A 12,491-nucleotide genomic window follows, 5' to 3' on the forward strand; every position below is an offset into this window, starting at 1 on the left:
AATCGTTATTATTTAACGGAATATTTATTGATGGATTTGTCATTCTAGTTGGTCAGTCACTTCATATGGTGAGCTAAATCCCAAGCTTTAATGATGAAATCATTTTTTTCTGGTAGTGATATGTCCGTTATTGCATCTTGTTTGCGCTTATCTTTATTTCATAAAAGATAAGTGAAATGAATCAAGAGTATTAGTGGAGAAATAATGAAAGCGGTTGTGAATAAAGGTGCTACTCAAGGTGCTGTTCATTCTTCAAATAGTTTTTGTTTACTCTCAGAGCTTATGCTCTCACCACGCCATCATGAGTTGGTCATTGCAGATAAAGGCGGTTGTGACATTGCCTGGCATCAGTTTCGATATGACGTTGAAGTCGTTGCCAGCCATATAAAAAAAAGTCAGCAATTACGCTGGGCACTTTGTTTTGATGACAGCTACTATTTTGCTGTGGCGTTCTTTGCAGCGGCTTATGCCGGGAAGGAGATTATTTTACCTGGTAATTATCAGTCTGCGGCATTGGCTGAATTGGCTGAGCATTATGATGCCATTATTCATGACCGAACTGAGCTACAACAGTTGGATTGTTATCAAAAGTATTTGCCGGAAACACTAAATCGGAATTCTGAAGCAGAGCTGTTTTCGTCTTCACTATCAAAAGATACCTCTGTTACTTTATTTACTTCTGGTTCGAGTGGAACACCGAAAGCGGTAAGGAAAAAGCTTCTGCATCTTGAAGCTGAGATTGCCGAGCTTGAAAAGACATGGGGAGATAAAGTTAAAGGGACTCGTGTCGTCAGCACTGTTTCGCATCAACATATTTATGGTTTGCTGTTTCGTGTTTTATGGCCACTGTGCGGTGGTCGGGCATTTGATCGATATATGTTGAATTACCCTGAACAGGTGATGGGGTGTGCTGATGCTGACATTGTTTTAATAACCAGTCCGGCACTGTTAAAGCGTCTTGTTCAGGAACAGAAGACACAACCTTACCGTGCTATTTTTTCTTCTGGTGGTCCGTTATCAGAACAGGCCGCTCACCAGTGTCAGGAGTTGTTTAACCAACTTCCGTTTGAAGTGTTGGGTAGTTCGGAAACCGGAGGGATCGGTTTTCGTCAGCAATATAGCTGTGAAACACCCTGGCAATTGTTTGGTGTTATCGAGATGGCGCTTAATGAGGAGAGTTGTCTTCGGGTTCGTTCTCCCTTTATCGACTATGATACTTGGTATCAGACCAGCGATCAGTGCCGATTGATGCCGGGCAATCAGTTTATGTTACTGGGGCGTACGGATCGGGTTGTTAAGGTTGAAGAAAAGCGCATTTCATTACCTGAAGTTGAGCAACGACTTTGTCAGCTTAACTGGGTTGATGAAGCTGCTGTTATTACCGTAAATGAAGAGAGCAGGTTGATTCTGGCGGCGGTTTTAACATTATCGATGGATGGTGAAAAGCAAAGGCAGACTGTCGGTAAAGGTCGTTTCGGTCTTGAAATTCGCCGTGAATTAAGAAAATGGCTTGAGCCTGTTGGTATTCCCCGTCGGTTCCGGTTTGTTGATGAAATTCCGTTAAATAGTCAGGGTAAACGTCAGGTGCGAGAATTAGAACAGTTTTTCTAATTAGCTTTAAGACATAAATAATTAAATGACATTGATGGCAGAAAGTTTTGAGAAAACTAAATCCGACGGTTATATCTAAATGCCGCACTGGCAATAATGTTGAACTTATTTTGAAAGTGGATGATGACATCGCTTTTTTCCAAGGGCATTTCCCTTTACATCCCATATTGCCCGGTGTGACACAAATTCACTGGGCTGTTCAACTGGCTAGTGAGTTATTAAATACGCCGACAGCTTTTTCATGTATGGAGGCGGTCAAGTTCGTAGAGCCAGTATTCCCTGGCTGTATTATGACACTGAAAATAAGGTGGGATCCTGCAAGGGAAAAATTAACCTTTAATTACTATTCACACCCTGAAAATAAATCAGAACCTGTTGTCCATTCATCGGGGCGAATTCAGCTTAATAAGAGTTGATACTGGGCGAAAGGGAACGCTATGAATACAAATAAACAACATTCCGGGTTTATCCCCGTCTTCATCCATGACTGTGGTATGAATTCCGCATTGGGTGTTGAGCATTCAGTTATTCATGAACGGCTGAAACAAGGTTATTCGCCGGATATGCAGTCAACACAGCACTGGCTTAATAATGGTGGGGAGACTGTGGTCGGGAAAGTCTCCGATCAACTTCCGGCATTACCGGAAGGATTCGAAATCTACGATAATGCAACGAACAGGCTGGTGTTGTCCGTGTTAGAGCAGATTGCGGATACGGTCAAAAAGGCAATTGAGAAGTATGGCCGTGATCGGGTTGCTGTTGTTGTCGGAACCAGTGTTTATGGTATTACAGACGCTGAGAAAGCGCTGGCAACGCAAATTGAAACCGGTGAATTCCCGGATGGGTATCATTATCGTTGTCAGGAAGTGGCTAATGTTAGTGATTTTGTCGCTGAGTACTTTGATATAAAAGGTCCTGTATATACTTTATCGACGGCATGTTCATCGAGTGGACGGGTGTTTTTATCGGCGAAGAGACTGCTAAAGGCAGGAATTGTTGATGCCGTTGTTGTTGGTGGTGCCGATTCACTTTGCCTTTTGACGCTGAATGGCTTTAAAGGGCTGGAAGCTTTGTCAGATTCGCTTTGTAATCCGTTCAGTGAAAATAGAAAGGGGATCAATATTGGTGAGGCGGCGGCATTTATGTTGTTGTCGTTGAATGTTGAAGACTCAGAGGTAGCAAAAGAACATCCGCCCGTTGCGCTGCTTGGGGCTGGCGACAGCTCTGATGCCCACCATATATCGGCACCACATCCGGAAGGAAACGGAGCAGAAGAAGCCATGTGTAAAGCGCTCAGCGATGCCGGACTATCAGTTGCAGATATCGGTTATATCAATGCGCATGGCACGGCGACACCGCTGAATGATGAGATGGAAGCAAAAGCAATTTACCGGGTTTTTGGTGATGAGGTTCCGGTAAGCTCAACCAAACCCCTGACAGGGCATACCCTTGGCGCAGCCAGTGCGGTAGAAGCGGCGATTTGCTGGCATATCCTGAGTTATAAGCTGCCGTTACCCGTTCAGGTCAATGATGGTGAAATCGATAGTTCACTGGCTCCGGTGAAGTTGGTCGACGCGGAAACAGAGTTATCCCGACCAGCAATTCTGAGCAACTCCTTTGCGTTTGGTGGTAATAACGTCAGCTTGATTTTCGGGTATGCTCATGACTGAACTCCCTTTACTGCAGGAACTATTGCCTCATGATGTACCTATGGTGCTGATTGATGAACTGGTTGATGTCGGAGGTAAGCATGTCCACTGCCGGGTTACGCCAACAGCTGATAACTTATTTTTCGATTGCGTAGCTAGAGCCGTGCCGGGATATATTGGAATCGAATTTATGGCGCAGTCCGTTGCAGCTTGGGCCGGTTATCATGCTCGGATGCGTGGTGAAACGCCGTCGGTTGGCTTTTTGCTGGGCTGTCGCCGTTATAAAGCAGAAGTCTGTTCTTTCAGAGAAAATGAATTATTAGATATTCATGCTGAGTTGGTAATGGAAAACAATGGTATGTCGATTTTTTCCTGTCAGATTGAGCATGAAGGTAAAGCTATTGCCGCCAGTCAGATCAGCACTTATGCGCCAACGAACAATTTATTCGACAACAAGTTAAACAAGGATGATGTATGAGTCGACAGGTATTAGTTACCGGAGCCAGCAAAGGAATAGGGCGTGCTGTCGCAGTTCAGCTGGCACAGGATGGTTTTACCATTATCGTTCATTATATGAGTGATGGGGTTGGTGCAGAGCAGACTCTTTCTGAAATTGAACAAGCTGGTGGTCACGGGCGAGTGATCCAGTTTGATATCAGTGAGCGTCAACAGTGCCGTGAACGCATTGAAGCTGATATTGCGGAATATGGTGCTTATTACGGTGTGGTCAGTAATGCCGGAATCACCAGGGATACGGCTTTTCCTGCCATGAGTGAAGAGGAATGGGATGGAGTGATTCATACCAATCTAGACAGCTTTTATAACGTGCTTCACCCGTGTGTTATGCCAATGATCAAACTGCGCAAAGGCGGGCGTATTGTTACCCTTGCTTCTGTGTCTGGAATGATGGGGAACCGTGGCCAGACTAACTACAGTGCGGCTAAAGCCGGTGTTATCGGTGCGACTAAAGCATTGGCGCTTGAGTTGGCGAAACGCAAGATCACTGTTAACTGTGTGGCACCGGGGCTGATTGATACCGGAATGGTTGATGAGTATGTTAAAGCGCAGGCGTTACCACAGATCCCGCTGCAACGTATGGGAGAGCCGCAGGAAGTCGCCGGGCTGGTGAGCTATCTGATGTCAGATATCGCCGGATATGTGACGCGTCAGGTGATATCTGTTAACGGGGGCCTGATTTAACCTGAGTTATCTTTGGTGGCATTACGATGATATTGTCACCAAAGGTAAACTAACTCTCTTTATTTCCACGTTTTTTCACTCCTGAGGTTTATCCGCTCACAGTTATTCCTTAAACTTGCATTTTATTTGTTTGAATAGCTGGCTGGCGCATGTTCGCTGGTCGGCAATAATGAAGAAGCAAGGTTTGAGCCTGAGGGATAACAAATGACAAAAGCAAAAATCGGTATTGTTACGGTAAGCGACCGTGCGAGCGCTGGTGTGTACGACGATATTTCTGGTAAGGCAATCATTGAAACTCTAAATGATTACCTTACCTCTGAGTGGGAGCCGGTTTACGAAGTGATCCCTGATGAGCAGGATGTTATCGAAGCCACGCTGATTAAAATGGCCGATGAGCTGGACTGTAGTCTGATCGTAACAACCGGTGGTACAGGTCCGGCAAAACGCGATGTAACACCAGAAGCTACAGAAGCCGTATGTGATCGCATGATGCCTGGTTTCGGTGAACTGATGCGTGCAGAGTCGCTAAAATTTGTTCCGACGGCCATTCTGTCTCGTCAGACTGCTGGTCTTCGTGACGACAGCCTGATTGTAAACCTTCCGGGTAAGCCTAAGTCTATCCGCGAATGCCTGGATGCTGTTTTCCCTGCTATACCTTATTGTATCGACCTGATGGAAGGTCCGTACCTTGAGTGTAATGAAGACGTTATGAAGCCTTTCCGTCCGAAGAAAAAATAACGGATATAGCTTTAAGGACACAAAATTAGACTGAAAACCGGCAACTGATAAGTTGCCGGTTTTATATGGAGAGTAGACAATGAAGTTGAAGCTAATTGTAGTCGCGTTATGCCTTGCGGTGGCTCCGGCTCATGCCAGTTGGGAAGAGATTAAGAAAGCGGCATCAGATCTTGGGCAAAAGGTTAGTGAAGGCTCGAAAAAAGCCTGGGAGGATGTTTCTGATTTTTCCAAAGAGACCTGGGATTCGGTTTCTGAGTGGGGTGAAGATGCATTTAATACCGCTGGTGAATGGACTGATGCCTCGATAGAAAAGGGTAAGGAGTGGCTGGAAGCCGGTGAAGCCAAGCTAAATGAAATGCTGGAACCGGAAACTCCGGAAGAAGCGCGCTTGGCGCTGGATACAATGTCAGATACAGCACTTGTACGTTTGTTTAATGAAGAGCCGTCTGCAAAGTTGTTGTTTGATACTGCTTATGGTTACGCCGTGTTCGATTCACGTAAATTCTCTCTGATGCTTCATACCAATCAGGGCGCGGGTGTAGCGGTTGACCGTAAAACAGGAAAGCGTACATACATGAAAATGTTTGGCGCAGGTCTGGCACTTGGACTCGGAGGTAAGTTCTACCAGCAGTTGATCTTTTTTGAAGATAAGAAAACGTTCGACAGTTTCGTTAAAGATGGTTGGGAAGCAACGTCAGAAGCCGGTGCTGTCGCCGGAACAGACAGTGCAGAGTTGACCGCAAAGTATAATGGTGGGATGGCAATTTATCAGATCGGTGAGAAGGGTTTACTGCTCGACGCTAATATTTCCGGTTCGAAATACTGGGTTGATGAGGATCTGACTCAGTAGTCATGCTGTTTGCCGTCACTGTTACTCAATACAAAAAAATACGCCTATCAAATAGCGATAGGCGTGGAATAAAGTATAAGGAACAACATATTTGTTTAAAGCATGAGCAGTTTATCGCTTGAACAAAAAATGCTCAACGATCGGTTTTGTAAAGATTGTATGTTGTTATGTTAAATGTCTTTTGTGGTAAAAACTTAATCGATGAAAAAAATTTCATCGATTAGCGCGTTTTTTTCTGGTTTAGTCTTTCTGTACCTTTAATCATGCAGTGCCCAATAATTGCTTTACTCAGAAAACCAGAAGGAATATGGTGCCGAAGTTTGGTTTAACTCCTTTTAAATAAGCGTTTTAGCTGATTTTTAATTGTTAACAAAACGGAGGTGTCACGATCGTTCTGACGATAAGCTTCAATGCCAGCATAATAGGCCTTCATGAACAATGAACGGTAATGTTCACTGTCATTCATATTTTCTTCGTGTTCTACCTCTGCTTGATTTTCGGTTAGCAGGTTCGCTGTTTCTGCTGCTTTGTCATTGGCATAACTGAAGTCAATGCCGGTATAACCTTGAACCATAAACCAAAGTGATGAGATAACAACAAGTTCGGCCTGATTGAGCGTTGAGAACTTACCTGCATGCTCGGTGCCGACACTATCGGTAAACATAGTCTTGAGTTCAGCAATTTTTGGTTGCGTCGCCAGATAGTTGTTGAATGCTTCTTCATGAGCCTTGGTCAGTAAGCCCAGAGCCATATCATGGTGTGGCTTGTCCGGTTTCTGCTGACAAACATGCTCAAAGAACGTAGAGCTGTGTTCGATAAACTGCTCCAGCAGCGTGGATTCCTGTTCTGTGAAGCTCAGAGAATTAAGCCCCATTCTTTCCAGTTCTTTGAGGAAGTTAGTCATTCTTTCATATCACCTTTAAAGCTTTGCAGCATTATACTCGGGTGTCAGAACATGAAAACAGTATAGGGCAGTGGTTTCTGTTGAAAATAATGAGCTCCGGGTTAGCAATAGGAGCTCATTGAGTTACAGCATTGGAACACTCTTTGTTTTAAAGCGTGTTAACGGCGGTTAGCCATGCGCTTGAACTGGTGACGTCTGCCTCGGATAGTTATCCCCATTCGCATGATGTTTTCCGGAATTGCAATACCACCATACCCACCGTCACCGATGTGAACAATATCAGCTCCAGCGCCTTTAGACTCAAAGGCAACTTTTTCGATAAAGCTCTCTGATGCCCCTTCCTGAGATGTACCAATTGCCAGCAGACCTAGCATGCCTGCTTCATGAACAGTATTCATGATGGTTGATGCTAGCGTTGGATTCATTCCTGGAGTGGTGTAAGGAGCTGGGAACATCATAATGTCAGCGCCGGCTTCGGCAAACTGAGGAATGATATCCAGATTATAGTCGTTGCCAACACCGCCGCCGTGCATCTTACCGGCAATAATCATGATGTCTTTAGAAACTTCGCGTGTTAGAGAAATAGCATCCAAGATTGTTTCTTGTGACACCATTTTGCCGGGATTTCCTGTCAGCATGACGTAATCCAAACCCAGTTCAACTGCTTTTTGAACCGTTTCTTTTGTCAGGGAGCGGCCGATTTTGATATCGGTAAAACCAGCAGGAATAGGTTCCAGGTTACAACCGATAATACGTCCGGATAGCTGCTTGAGTTCTGTTACTGTGAAATGATCTGCACTACCATGATCGGCTGCACCATTAACTTCAGCACGAGGTTCCAGCAGATCCAGGCAGTTTAGAGTGATCATATCAGCGCCGAAGGCCGCTGCTATTTCCGCACCCGAGACAAGATCAAGAGGTGGAGCCATAGCAACCACATTCTCAACCATCATAGTACGACCTTCTGAGCGACGAATACAGTCAACAAAATCGACTCGCGTCATTGCTTCAATATCATGACGAGTTAAATCAAATATACGTTTTTTCATTTTCCGGTAATTCCTTCTTATTTGCGATGAGTGAGTGGATCGCAATAATTTCGGTTGCCAAGTCACGACAAAGCATGGTGGTCATAATATGATCTTGAATATGAGTAAGGATTAAAGTCATTGTGACTTTGCCTTCACCTTCATCAAAACCAATCAGGCCAGTTTGAGTCCTGTGGACGTCTGCCAAGGCTTCGTCAGCAATAGTTATCATTTCTTCAGATTGAGTGAAATCACCTTTTCTGGCTAAAGTAATTGCATTCATTAATGACGCTCTGGCTTCTCCAACTTTGCAAAGTAAGGTCATTAGAAATTCTTCGGTGATGTCTTCTTGCTTATTAATTACAAATGTCATGATTATGCCTTTGATGGTTTTAATTCCATTTCCTGCTCTTCATTTGCTTTTTCCTCAGCAAGGAGTTGCTTTTCATGGATCTTAAAGAATGGGTAATAAATAATGACACTAACTACAACACAAAGGACGACAACAAATGCAGCAGTACTAGAGTTGGTTGCAATAATAGCACCGATAGGAGCAGGCATTGTCCATGGTGGCAAGGCAATGATTTTTGAAATTATTTCAGTTTTAAATGCAGCCCAAACAATACATGTGTTTATTATTGGAGATAACATCCAAGGAATAAAGTAGTTTGGGTTCATAACAATAGGTGTGCCGAAAATAACAGGTTCATTAATGTTAAATGTACTTGGGATAATTGACATTTTTCCAATAGTACGAAGATGGGTTGATTTAGAACGCATCATTAATACCACAAATCCCCATGTGCCACCGGCACCACCAACAAATATAAAGAAATCAAGAATCGGGTTTACAAATATTTTCGGTAGATCTTCTCCAGCTGCCAGCGCTTCTTGATTTAATCCCAGGTTGATAATTAATACTGGGTACAATATTCCGGTAACTACGACAGATGAACCATGGATACCACCAAACCACAGTAACTGAATCATTATTACTGCTAACAAACAGGCAAAGAATGAATCAGAGGCTGAAACTAAAGGTTTGAAAATTTCCATAATGGCTGTTGGAATATTCAGATCATAGTTTGCCAACATAGCGTTGATAGAAACTACGACAATACTCACAATAACAACCGGGATGAGAAGATCAAAAGATGCGGAAATTTTCGGCGGTACGGCATCTGGCATCTTCAGTCGAATGTTTTTGTCACGTAGGAAGCGCTGAAGTTCTGGAACAAGTAAACCAGTCAGGATGGCTGTGAACGCACCGGTACCTCCCATGTTAGCAATAGGCATAATGCCGCCCATATCGATAAACTGTACCGGAGCTACTGCCAGCAGGAAGGAGAATAAGGATAGCAGACCAGAGTTAAGTGAACGGAGCCCATACGATTCTGCTAGGTTATAACCGATGCTGAAAGCAGCATAGACAGCAAAAATGCCCATACTGATTTGGAAAGAAGCTAGAATATTTTGTTGGCCGATTATTTCTATTAGCGAGTGCCAGCCATCAAGAAAGAAATTTCCTTTTCCTGGTGGGAAAGCTAATACAAGTAATAAGGAGCCGACTATTAAAAACGGCATTGTTGCAACGAAGCCATCTTTAATAGCATTAATATGCCGCTGACAGGAAACTTTCGCTGCCATTGGAGCAACAATTGCTTCAACAAACTGTAGAACCTTATTAAAGATACTCATGATGTATTCCTTATTTTATAGAGTTATAAAGCTCTACAGCTTGTTTCAGAATGACATCACCTTTCATCATGCCGTAATCCATCATATCAATTAGCCCACAAGCTTTACCTTTTTGTTCTGCTCTTGATTTAAAGCTTTCATATTGGAACTTAACTTGTGGTGCAACAAGGCATACATCATTTTCTGCAAGGGCGGGTTCAAATTCAGAAATGGAATAAGCATTTATAGAACATTCGAGACCTTGGTTATTGGCGGCGTCTTGCATTTTTTTTACAAGCATGCTGGTGGACATACCAGCGGAACAGCATAGGAATATCTTCATGGTGATCATCCTTGTTTATTTTTTTGGGTTAGGGTATTGATTAAAGGTTAATGTTCAATATATTGAAAATAAATGTTTGTGCTCACATATTTTTATTCTAAAAAATTGAAAATATCACTGTGTGAATTAAACTCCATCGTTTGATTAGTGGTTGTATCTGTTACATTGTTATTTTTGTTGTTGGCTTTAAATTAGTCTCTTGATTTTTAGATGCTATTAAGTAAATGGCCGCAATTTTTGTTGTGGCCATTTTATTAATCAAATTAAAGCAAGATAATTAACAGCTGCTAACTGGCTTCCATGGGCCACCAAGATCGGGTTTGTTTCCTTTTGTCCACCAACTGGCTTCATAGACTTTTCCTTGGTATGTCACTCGATCACCTCCTACATATACTGTATTGCTATCCCATGATGCAGGGCAGGATGAACCTTTCTCGAAGCTGACAACCAGTTTGTGATTGCCTTTAACCGTGGAGAAAGTGAATGAATTCGCTGCTGGGTGAGTGATGCCGTCGACAATAATTGATTTCACTCGGTATCCGGTATCCGGAACAAAATTAACAATGAAGTCAGTCCCGCCTTTAGCTTGCAGGATGCCGTCGTTGCCTGGAGTTGGTGAAATAGAACCACCGTTACCTTCAACTGAGACGCTGATGTCGAACATTACAGGAATGTCGATAGTGACTTCATCGTAGTTACCGGAGAAGCCAGAGAAGTTTTTTGCGCTTAGTTGTTTTACATCGGTGTTATGAAGGGTGATTTTCTTCTTATCACCTTTGGAGTAAGGTTCCAGTAAAGTAATAACGACATTTGTACCTTCTTGTGACAGTTTCAGAGCAGAGAAAGGAACAGGTTGATTGCTCGGAACTGTCAGCACTGTTTTATTTACATCGAAGGACTTAACAGACAAAGTCATGTTCCAGCCCCAGTTGATGTGGTTTAGTGGCACAATATACCCAAGACGATCATAACCGCCAGTAATATTGATAAACATTTCTGGAGTTAGATCTGCAAGGCTCAGGCCTGTCAGCTCATAAGACGCGTAAATACCGCCATCTTCGGCTTGAGGACCAATGATGACTGAGTTTTCAGTTTCATAAGCTTTCAGGTGTTTGAATCCGATACCTGCACTGCCCTCAATTTTATCAACTGCTGGGTTGAAACCATTAACTACTTGTTTGCCTGTATTCCAGGCCAGTGTATAGACATCTGATTTTTCGATAACGGCTGATGGGTCTATCAGTATATCTTTAGCTGCAATTCCTTTGAGTACAACAGATTGTCCTGCAAACTGTAATTCACTGTTACCGTTAACATCACTTATGGTTAGTGATGCTAGTGGATCTGCTGCTTTCCAGCCACGTAAAATGATTAGATCTTTGTTTAGCTCGAAATCGTTAATGGTTGTTGTTGAACCATTTTGCTCGTTCAACAGTATTTGGTTACTGCCGCCGCCAGTAATAACAGTATCATTCCCCCAACCAGCAGTAAGTACTTCATCATAGATAGAGCCGTGAGTCGTACTGTTTCCCGGAACATCAAAGAGGGTATCGTAGCCACCGAATTTATCTACATACTTAGTAATACAAGTGCCTAGCTCATCGCAAGTGATTTTGTCTTTGGTCAGAAGAGCGCCTGTTCCCCATGCTCCGCGTAAGTGAGCTGCCGCAAGGATACCTGACATCGTAGCCTGCACTTGAATTGGCTTTCCGTTGTCATCGCTGTCTTGCCAGCTTTTTGCCAGAGCTTGCTCCCAGGTCATGTTGGCATCGGCAAGCAATTTTGAAATGATCTTATAGTTGAAGTGCATTGCATCGCGGATCACCAACTCTTGTTTTTCCGGACGCAATAAATCGCTGAAACTATTTACACCGTTTTTCCCGACAAACTTACCTTCCCAGCGGTTGTTGTCTGTGACATAAACCTGATTGCCGCCAGATCCCGGAATTTCTGCCAGTGCTTCTGTTTTACAACCGATCCAGGTTGAATCTGGCACAAACATATAAAAGCTATCGTATTCCTTACCATCGATCATGACGGTTTTAGGGCTGTAGTAACCGGCATCAATTAATACGGCTTCTCCCAGCTGATAACCAACAAAGCCCCATGCGTTCATAGAGTTATACTGCATTGAACGGAACATGTCTTTGTTATGTGGTGTTGCCGGATTATAGATATCGTCAATGCCTAACTTCTGGAAGAACTGCTTGATGGTTGTAGGTTCTGACACCATAACACCTGTAGAACAGTCACGAACTAAACGTCCCGGTTTGGTCACTTTTGCATAGGTGTATACAGGGTTATCGAGGTTGTCGTGATAGAAAGTGCTAAGGTTCGGGTTTATACCTGATTCAAAGTCTCTCAGGCTATCAAGAAAGTCTTGCATACCGCCGTTAGAAGCATAGGCTGAAGGGGCTATAGCCAGTGTAATTGCGACAGCTAGGGTTTTACGGAACGTCATTGTTATCTCCTTGATTGAGTACAGTCGATA

Annotated in this window: 13 protein-coding genes; 7 read left to right on the forward strand and 6 right to left on the reverse strand. The window is 43.4% G+C overall.

Annotated features, from left to right (window positions below):
* The first annotated feature begins 204 nt into the window (after positions 1-204).
* From AACQ93_RS19145 to AACQ93_RS19175, 7 genes are all read left to right on the forward strand, one after another.
* Entirely contained in the window at positions 205-1,611 is a 1,407-nt protein-coding gene (locus AACQ93_RS19145) for an AMP-binding protein (RefSeq protein ID WP_064607833.1), read from the forward strand.
* A 47-nt stretch (positions 1,612-1,658) separates the two neighbouring features.
* Positions 1,659-2,027: a 3-hydroxyacyl-ACP dehydratase FabZ family protein gene (locus AACQ93_RS19150; RefSeq protein ID WP_064607835.1), complete on the forward strand. Its 369-nt coding sequence runs from the start codon at positions 1,659-1,661 to the stop codon at positions 2,025-2,027.
* Between the two features lie 21 nt (positions 2,028-2,048).
* Positions 2,049-3,281, forward strand: coding sequence for a beta-ketoacyl-[acyl-carrier-protein] synthase family protein (locus AACQ93_RS19155; RefSeq protein ID WP_064607837.1), 1,233 nt, complete (start codon positions 2,049-2,051; stop codon positions 3,279-3,281).
* The gene (locus AACQ93_RS19160; protein WP_064607839.1) at positions 3,274-3,738 is read left to right on the forward strand and encodes an ApeP family dehydratase; all 465 of its coding nucleotides are present in this window, start codon (positions 3,274-3,276) and stop codon (positions 3,736-3,738) included. The genes AACQ93_RS19155 and AACQ93_RS19160 overlap by 8 nt, the downstream gene beginning before the upstream one ends.
* A complete protein-coding gene (locus AACQ93_RS19165; protein ID WP_064607841.1) occupies positions 3,735-4,460 on the forward strand; it encodes a 3-ketoacyl-ACP reductase FabG2 in 726 nt (241 codons plus the stop codon). Before AACQ93_RS19160 ends, AACQ93_RS19165 begins: the two co-directional genes overlap by 4 nt.
* A 204-nt stretch (positions 4,461-4,664) precedes the next feature.
* A complete protein-coding gene (gene mog / locus AACQ93_RS19170; protein WP_064607842.1) occupies positions 4,665-5,198 on the forward strand; it encodes a molybdopterin adenylyltransferase in 534 nt (177 codons plus the stop codon).
* 79 nt (positions 5,199-5,277) lie between these two features.
* Complete coding sequence (locus AACQ93_RS19175) at positions 5,278-6,048, forward strand: hypothetical protein (protein ID WP_064607844.1); 771 nt, start codon at positions 5,278-5,280, stop codon at positions 6,046-6,048.
* 325 nt (positions 6,049-6,373) lie between these two features.
* On the opposite strand, the gene AACQ93_RS19180 is transcribed toward AACQ93_RS19175, so the two are convergent.
* From AACQ93_RS19180 to AACQ93_RS19205, 6 genes are all read right to left on the reverse strand, one after another.
* Positions 6,374-6,952, reverse strand: coding sequence for a hypothetical protein (locus AACQ93_RS19180; RefSeq protein WP_064607846.1), 579 nt, complete (start codon positions 6,950-6,952; stop codon positions 6,374-6,376).
* Between the two features lie 158 nt (positions 6,953-7,110).
* Entirely contained in the window at positions 7,111-8,001 is an 891-nt protein-coding gene (locus tag AACQ93_RS19185; RefSeq protein WP_064607848.1) for a DUF7916 family protein, read from the reverse strand.
* On the reverse strand, positions 7,982-8,353 hold the full coding sequence (locus AACQ93_RS19190; RefSeq protein ID WP_064607850.1) for a PTS lactose/cellobiose transporter subunit IIA: 372 nt from the start codon (positions 8,351-8,353) through the stop codon (positions 7,982-7,984). The genes AACQ93_RS19185 and AACQ93_RS19190 overlap by 20 nt, the downstream gene beginning before the upstream one ends.
* A 2-nt stretch (positions 8,354-8,355) precedes the next feature.
* Positions 8,356-9,678: a PTS sugar transporter subunit IIC gene (locus tag AACQ93_RS19195; RefSeq protein ID WP_064607852.1), complete on the reverse strand. Its 1,323-nt coding sequence runs from the start codon at positions 9,676-9,678 to the stop codon at positions 8,356-8,358.
* A 10-nt stretch (positions 9,679-9,688) separates the two neighbouring features.
* Positions 9,689-10,000 (reverse strand): PTS sugar transporter subunit IIB, encoded by a 312-nt coding sequence (locus tag AACQ93_RS19200; RefSeq protein ID WP_064607854.1) that lies wholly within the window; start codon positions 9,998-10,000, stop codon positions 9,689-9,691.
* A 277-nt stretch (positions 10,001-10,277) separates the two neighbouring features.
* A complete protein-coding gene (locus AACQ93_RS19205; RefSeq protein ID WP_064607856.1) occupies positions 10,278-12,461 on the reverse strand; it encodes a carbohydrate-binding protein in 2,184 nt (727 codons plus the stop codon).
* Positions 12,462-12,491: the final 30 nt, after the last annotated feature.

Origin of the sequence: Photobacterium sp. J15 (assembly GCF_963870815.1) — a bacterium.
GTDB classification, from domain to species: domain Bacteria; phylum Pseudomonadota; class Gammaproteobacteria; order Enterobacterales; family Vibrionaceae; genus Photobacterium; species Photobacterium marinum.

Excerpts from the sequence above, each read along its gene's own strand:
- AACQ93_RS19165 (WP_064607841.1), top strand. The coding sequence starts at position 3,735 with ATGAGTCGACAGGTATTAGTTACCGGAGCCAGCAAAGGAATAGGGCGT.
- AACQ93_RS19160 (WP_064607839.1), top strand. The coding sequence starts at position 3,274 with ATGACTGAACTCCCTTTACTGCAGGAACTATTGCCTCATGATGTACCT.
- mog (WP_064607842.1), top strand. The coding sequence starts at position 4,665 with ATGACAAAAGCAAAAATCGGTATTGTTACGGTAAGCGACCGTGCGAGC.
- AACQ93_RS19195 (WP_064607852.1), bottom strand. The coding sequence starts at position 9,678 with ATGAGTATCTTTAATAAGGTTCTACAGTTTGTTGAAGCAATTGTTGCT.
- AACQ93_RS19155 (WP_064607837.1), top strand. The coding sequence starts at position 2,049 with ATGAATACAAATAAACAACATTCCGGGTTTATCCCCGTCTTCATCCAT.
- AACQ93_RS19180 (WP_064607846.1), bottom strand. The coding sequence starts at position 6,952 with ATGACTAACTTCCTCAAAGAACTGGAAAGAATGGGGCTTAATTCTCTG.
- AACQ93_RS19185 (WP_064607848.1), bottom strand. The coding sequence starts at position 8,001 with ATGAAAAAACGTATATTTGATTTAACTCGTCATGATATTGAAGCAATG.
- AACQ93_RS19200 (WP_064607854.1), bottom strand. The coding sequence starts at position 10,000 with ATGAAGATATTCCTATGCTGTTCCGCTGGTATGTCCACCAGCATGCTT.
- AACQ93_RS19205 (WP_064607856.1), bottom strand. The coding sequence starts at position 12,461 with ATGACGTTCCGTAAAACCCTAGCTGTCGCAATTACACTGGCTATAGCC.
- AACQ93_RS19175 (WP_064607844.1), top strand. The coding sequence starts at position 5,278 with ATGAAGTTGAAGCTAATTGTAGTCGCGTTATGCCTTGCGGTGGCTCCG.
- AACQ93_RS19145 (WP_064607833.1), top strand. The coding sequence starts at position 205 with ATGAAAGCGGTTGTGAATAAAGGTGCTACTCAAGGTGCTGTTCATTCT.
- AACQ93_RS19190 (WP_064607850.1), bottom strand. The coding sequence starts at position 8,353 with ATGACATTTGTAATTAATAAGCAAGAAGACATCACCGAAGAATTTCTA.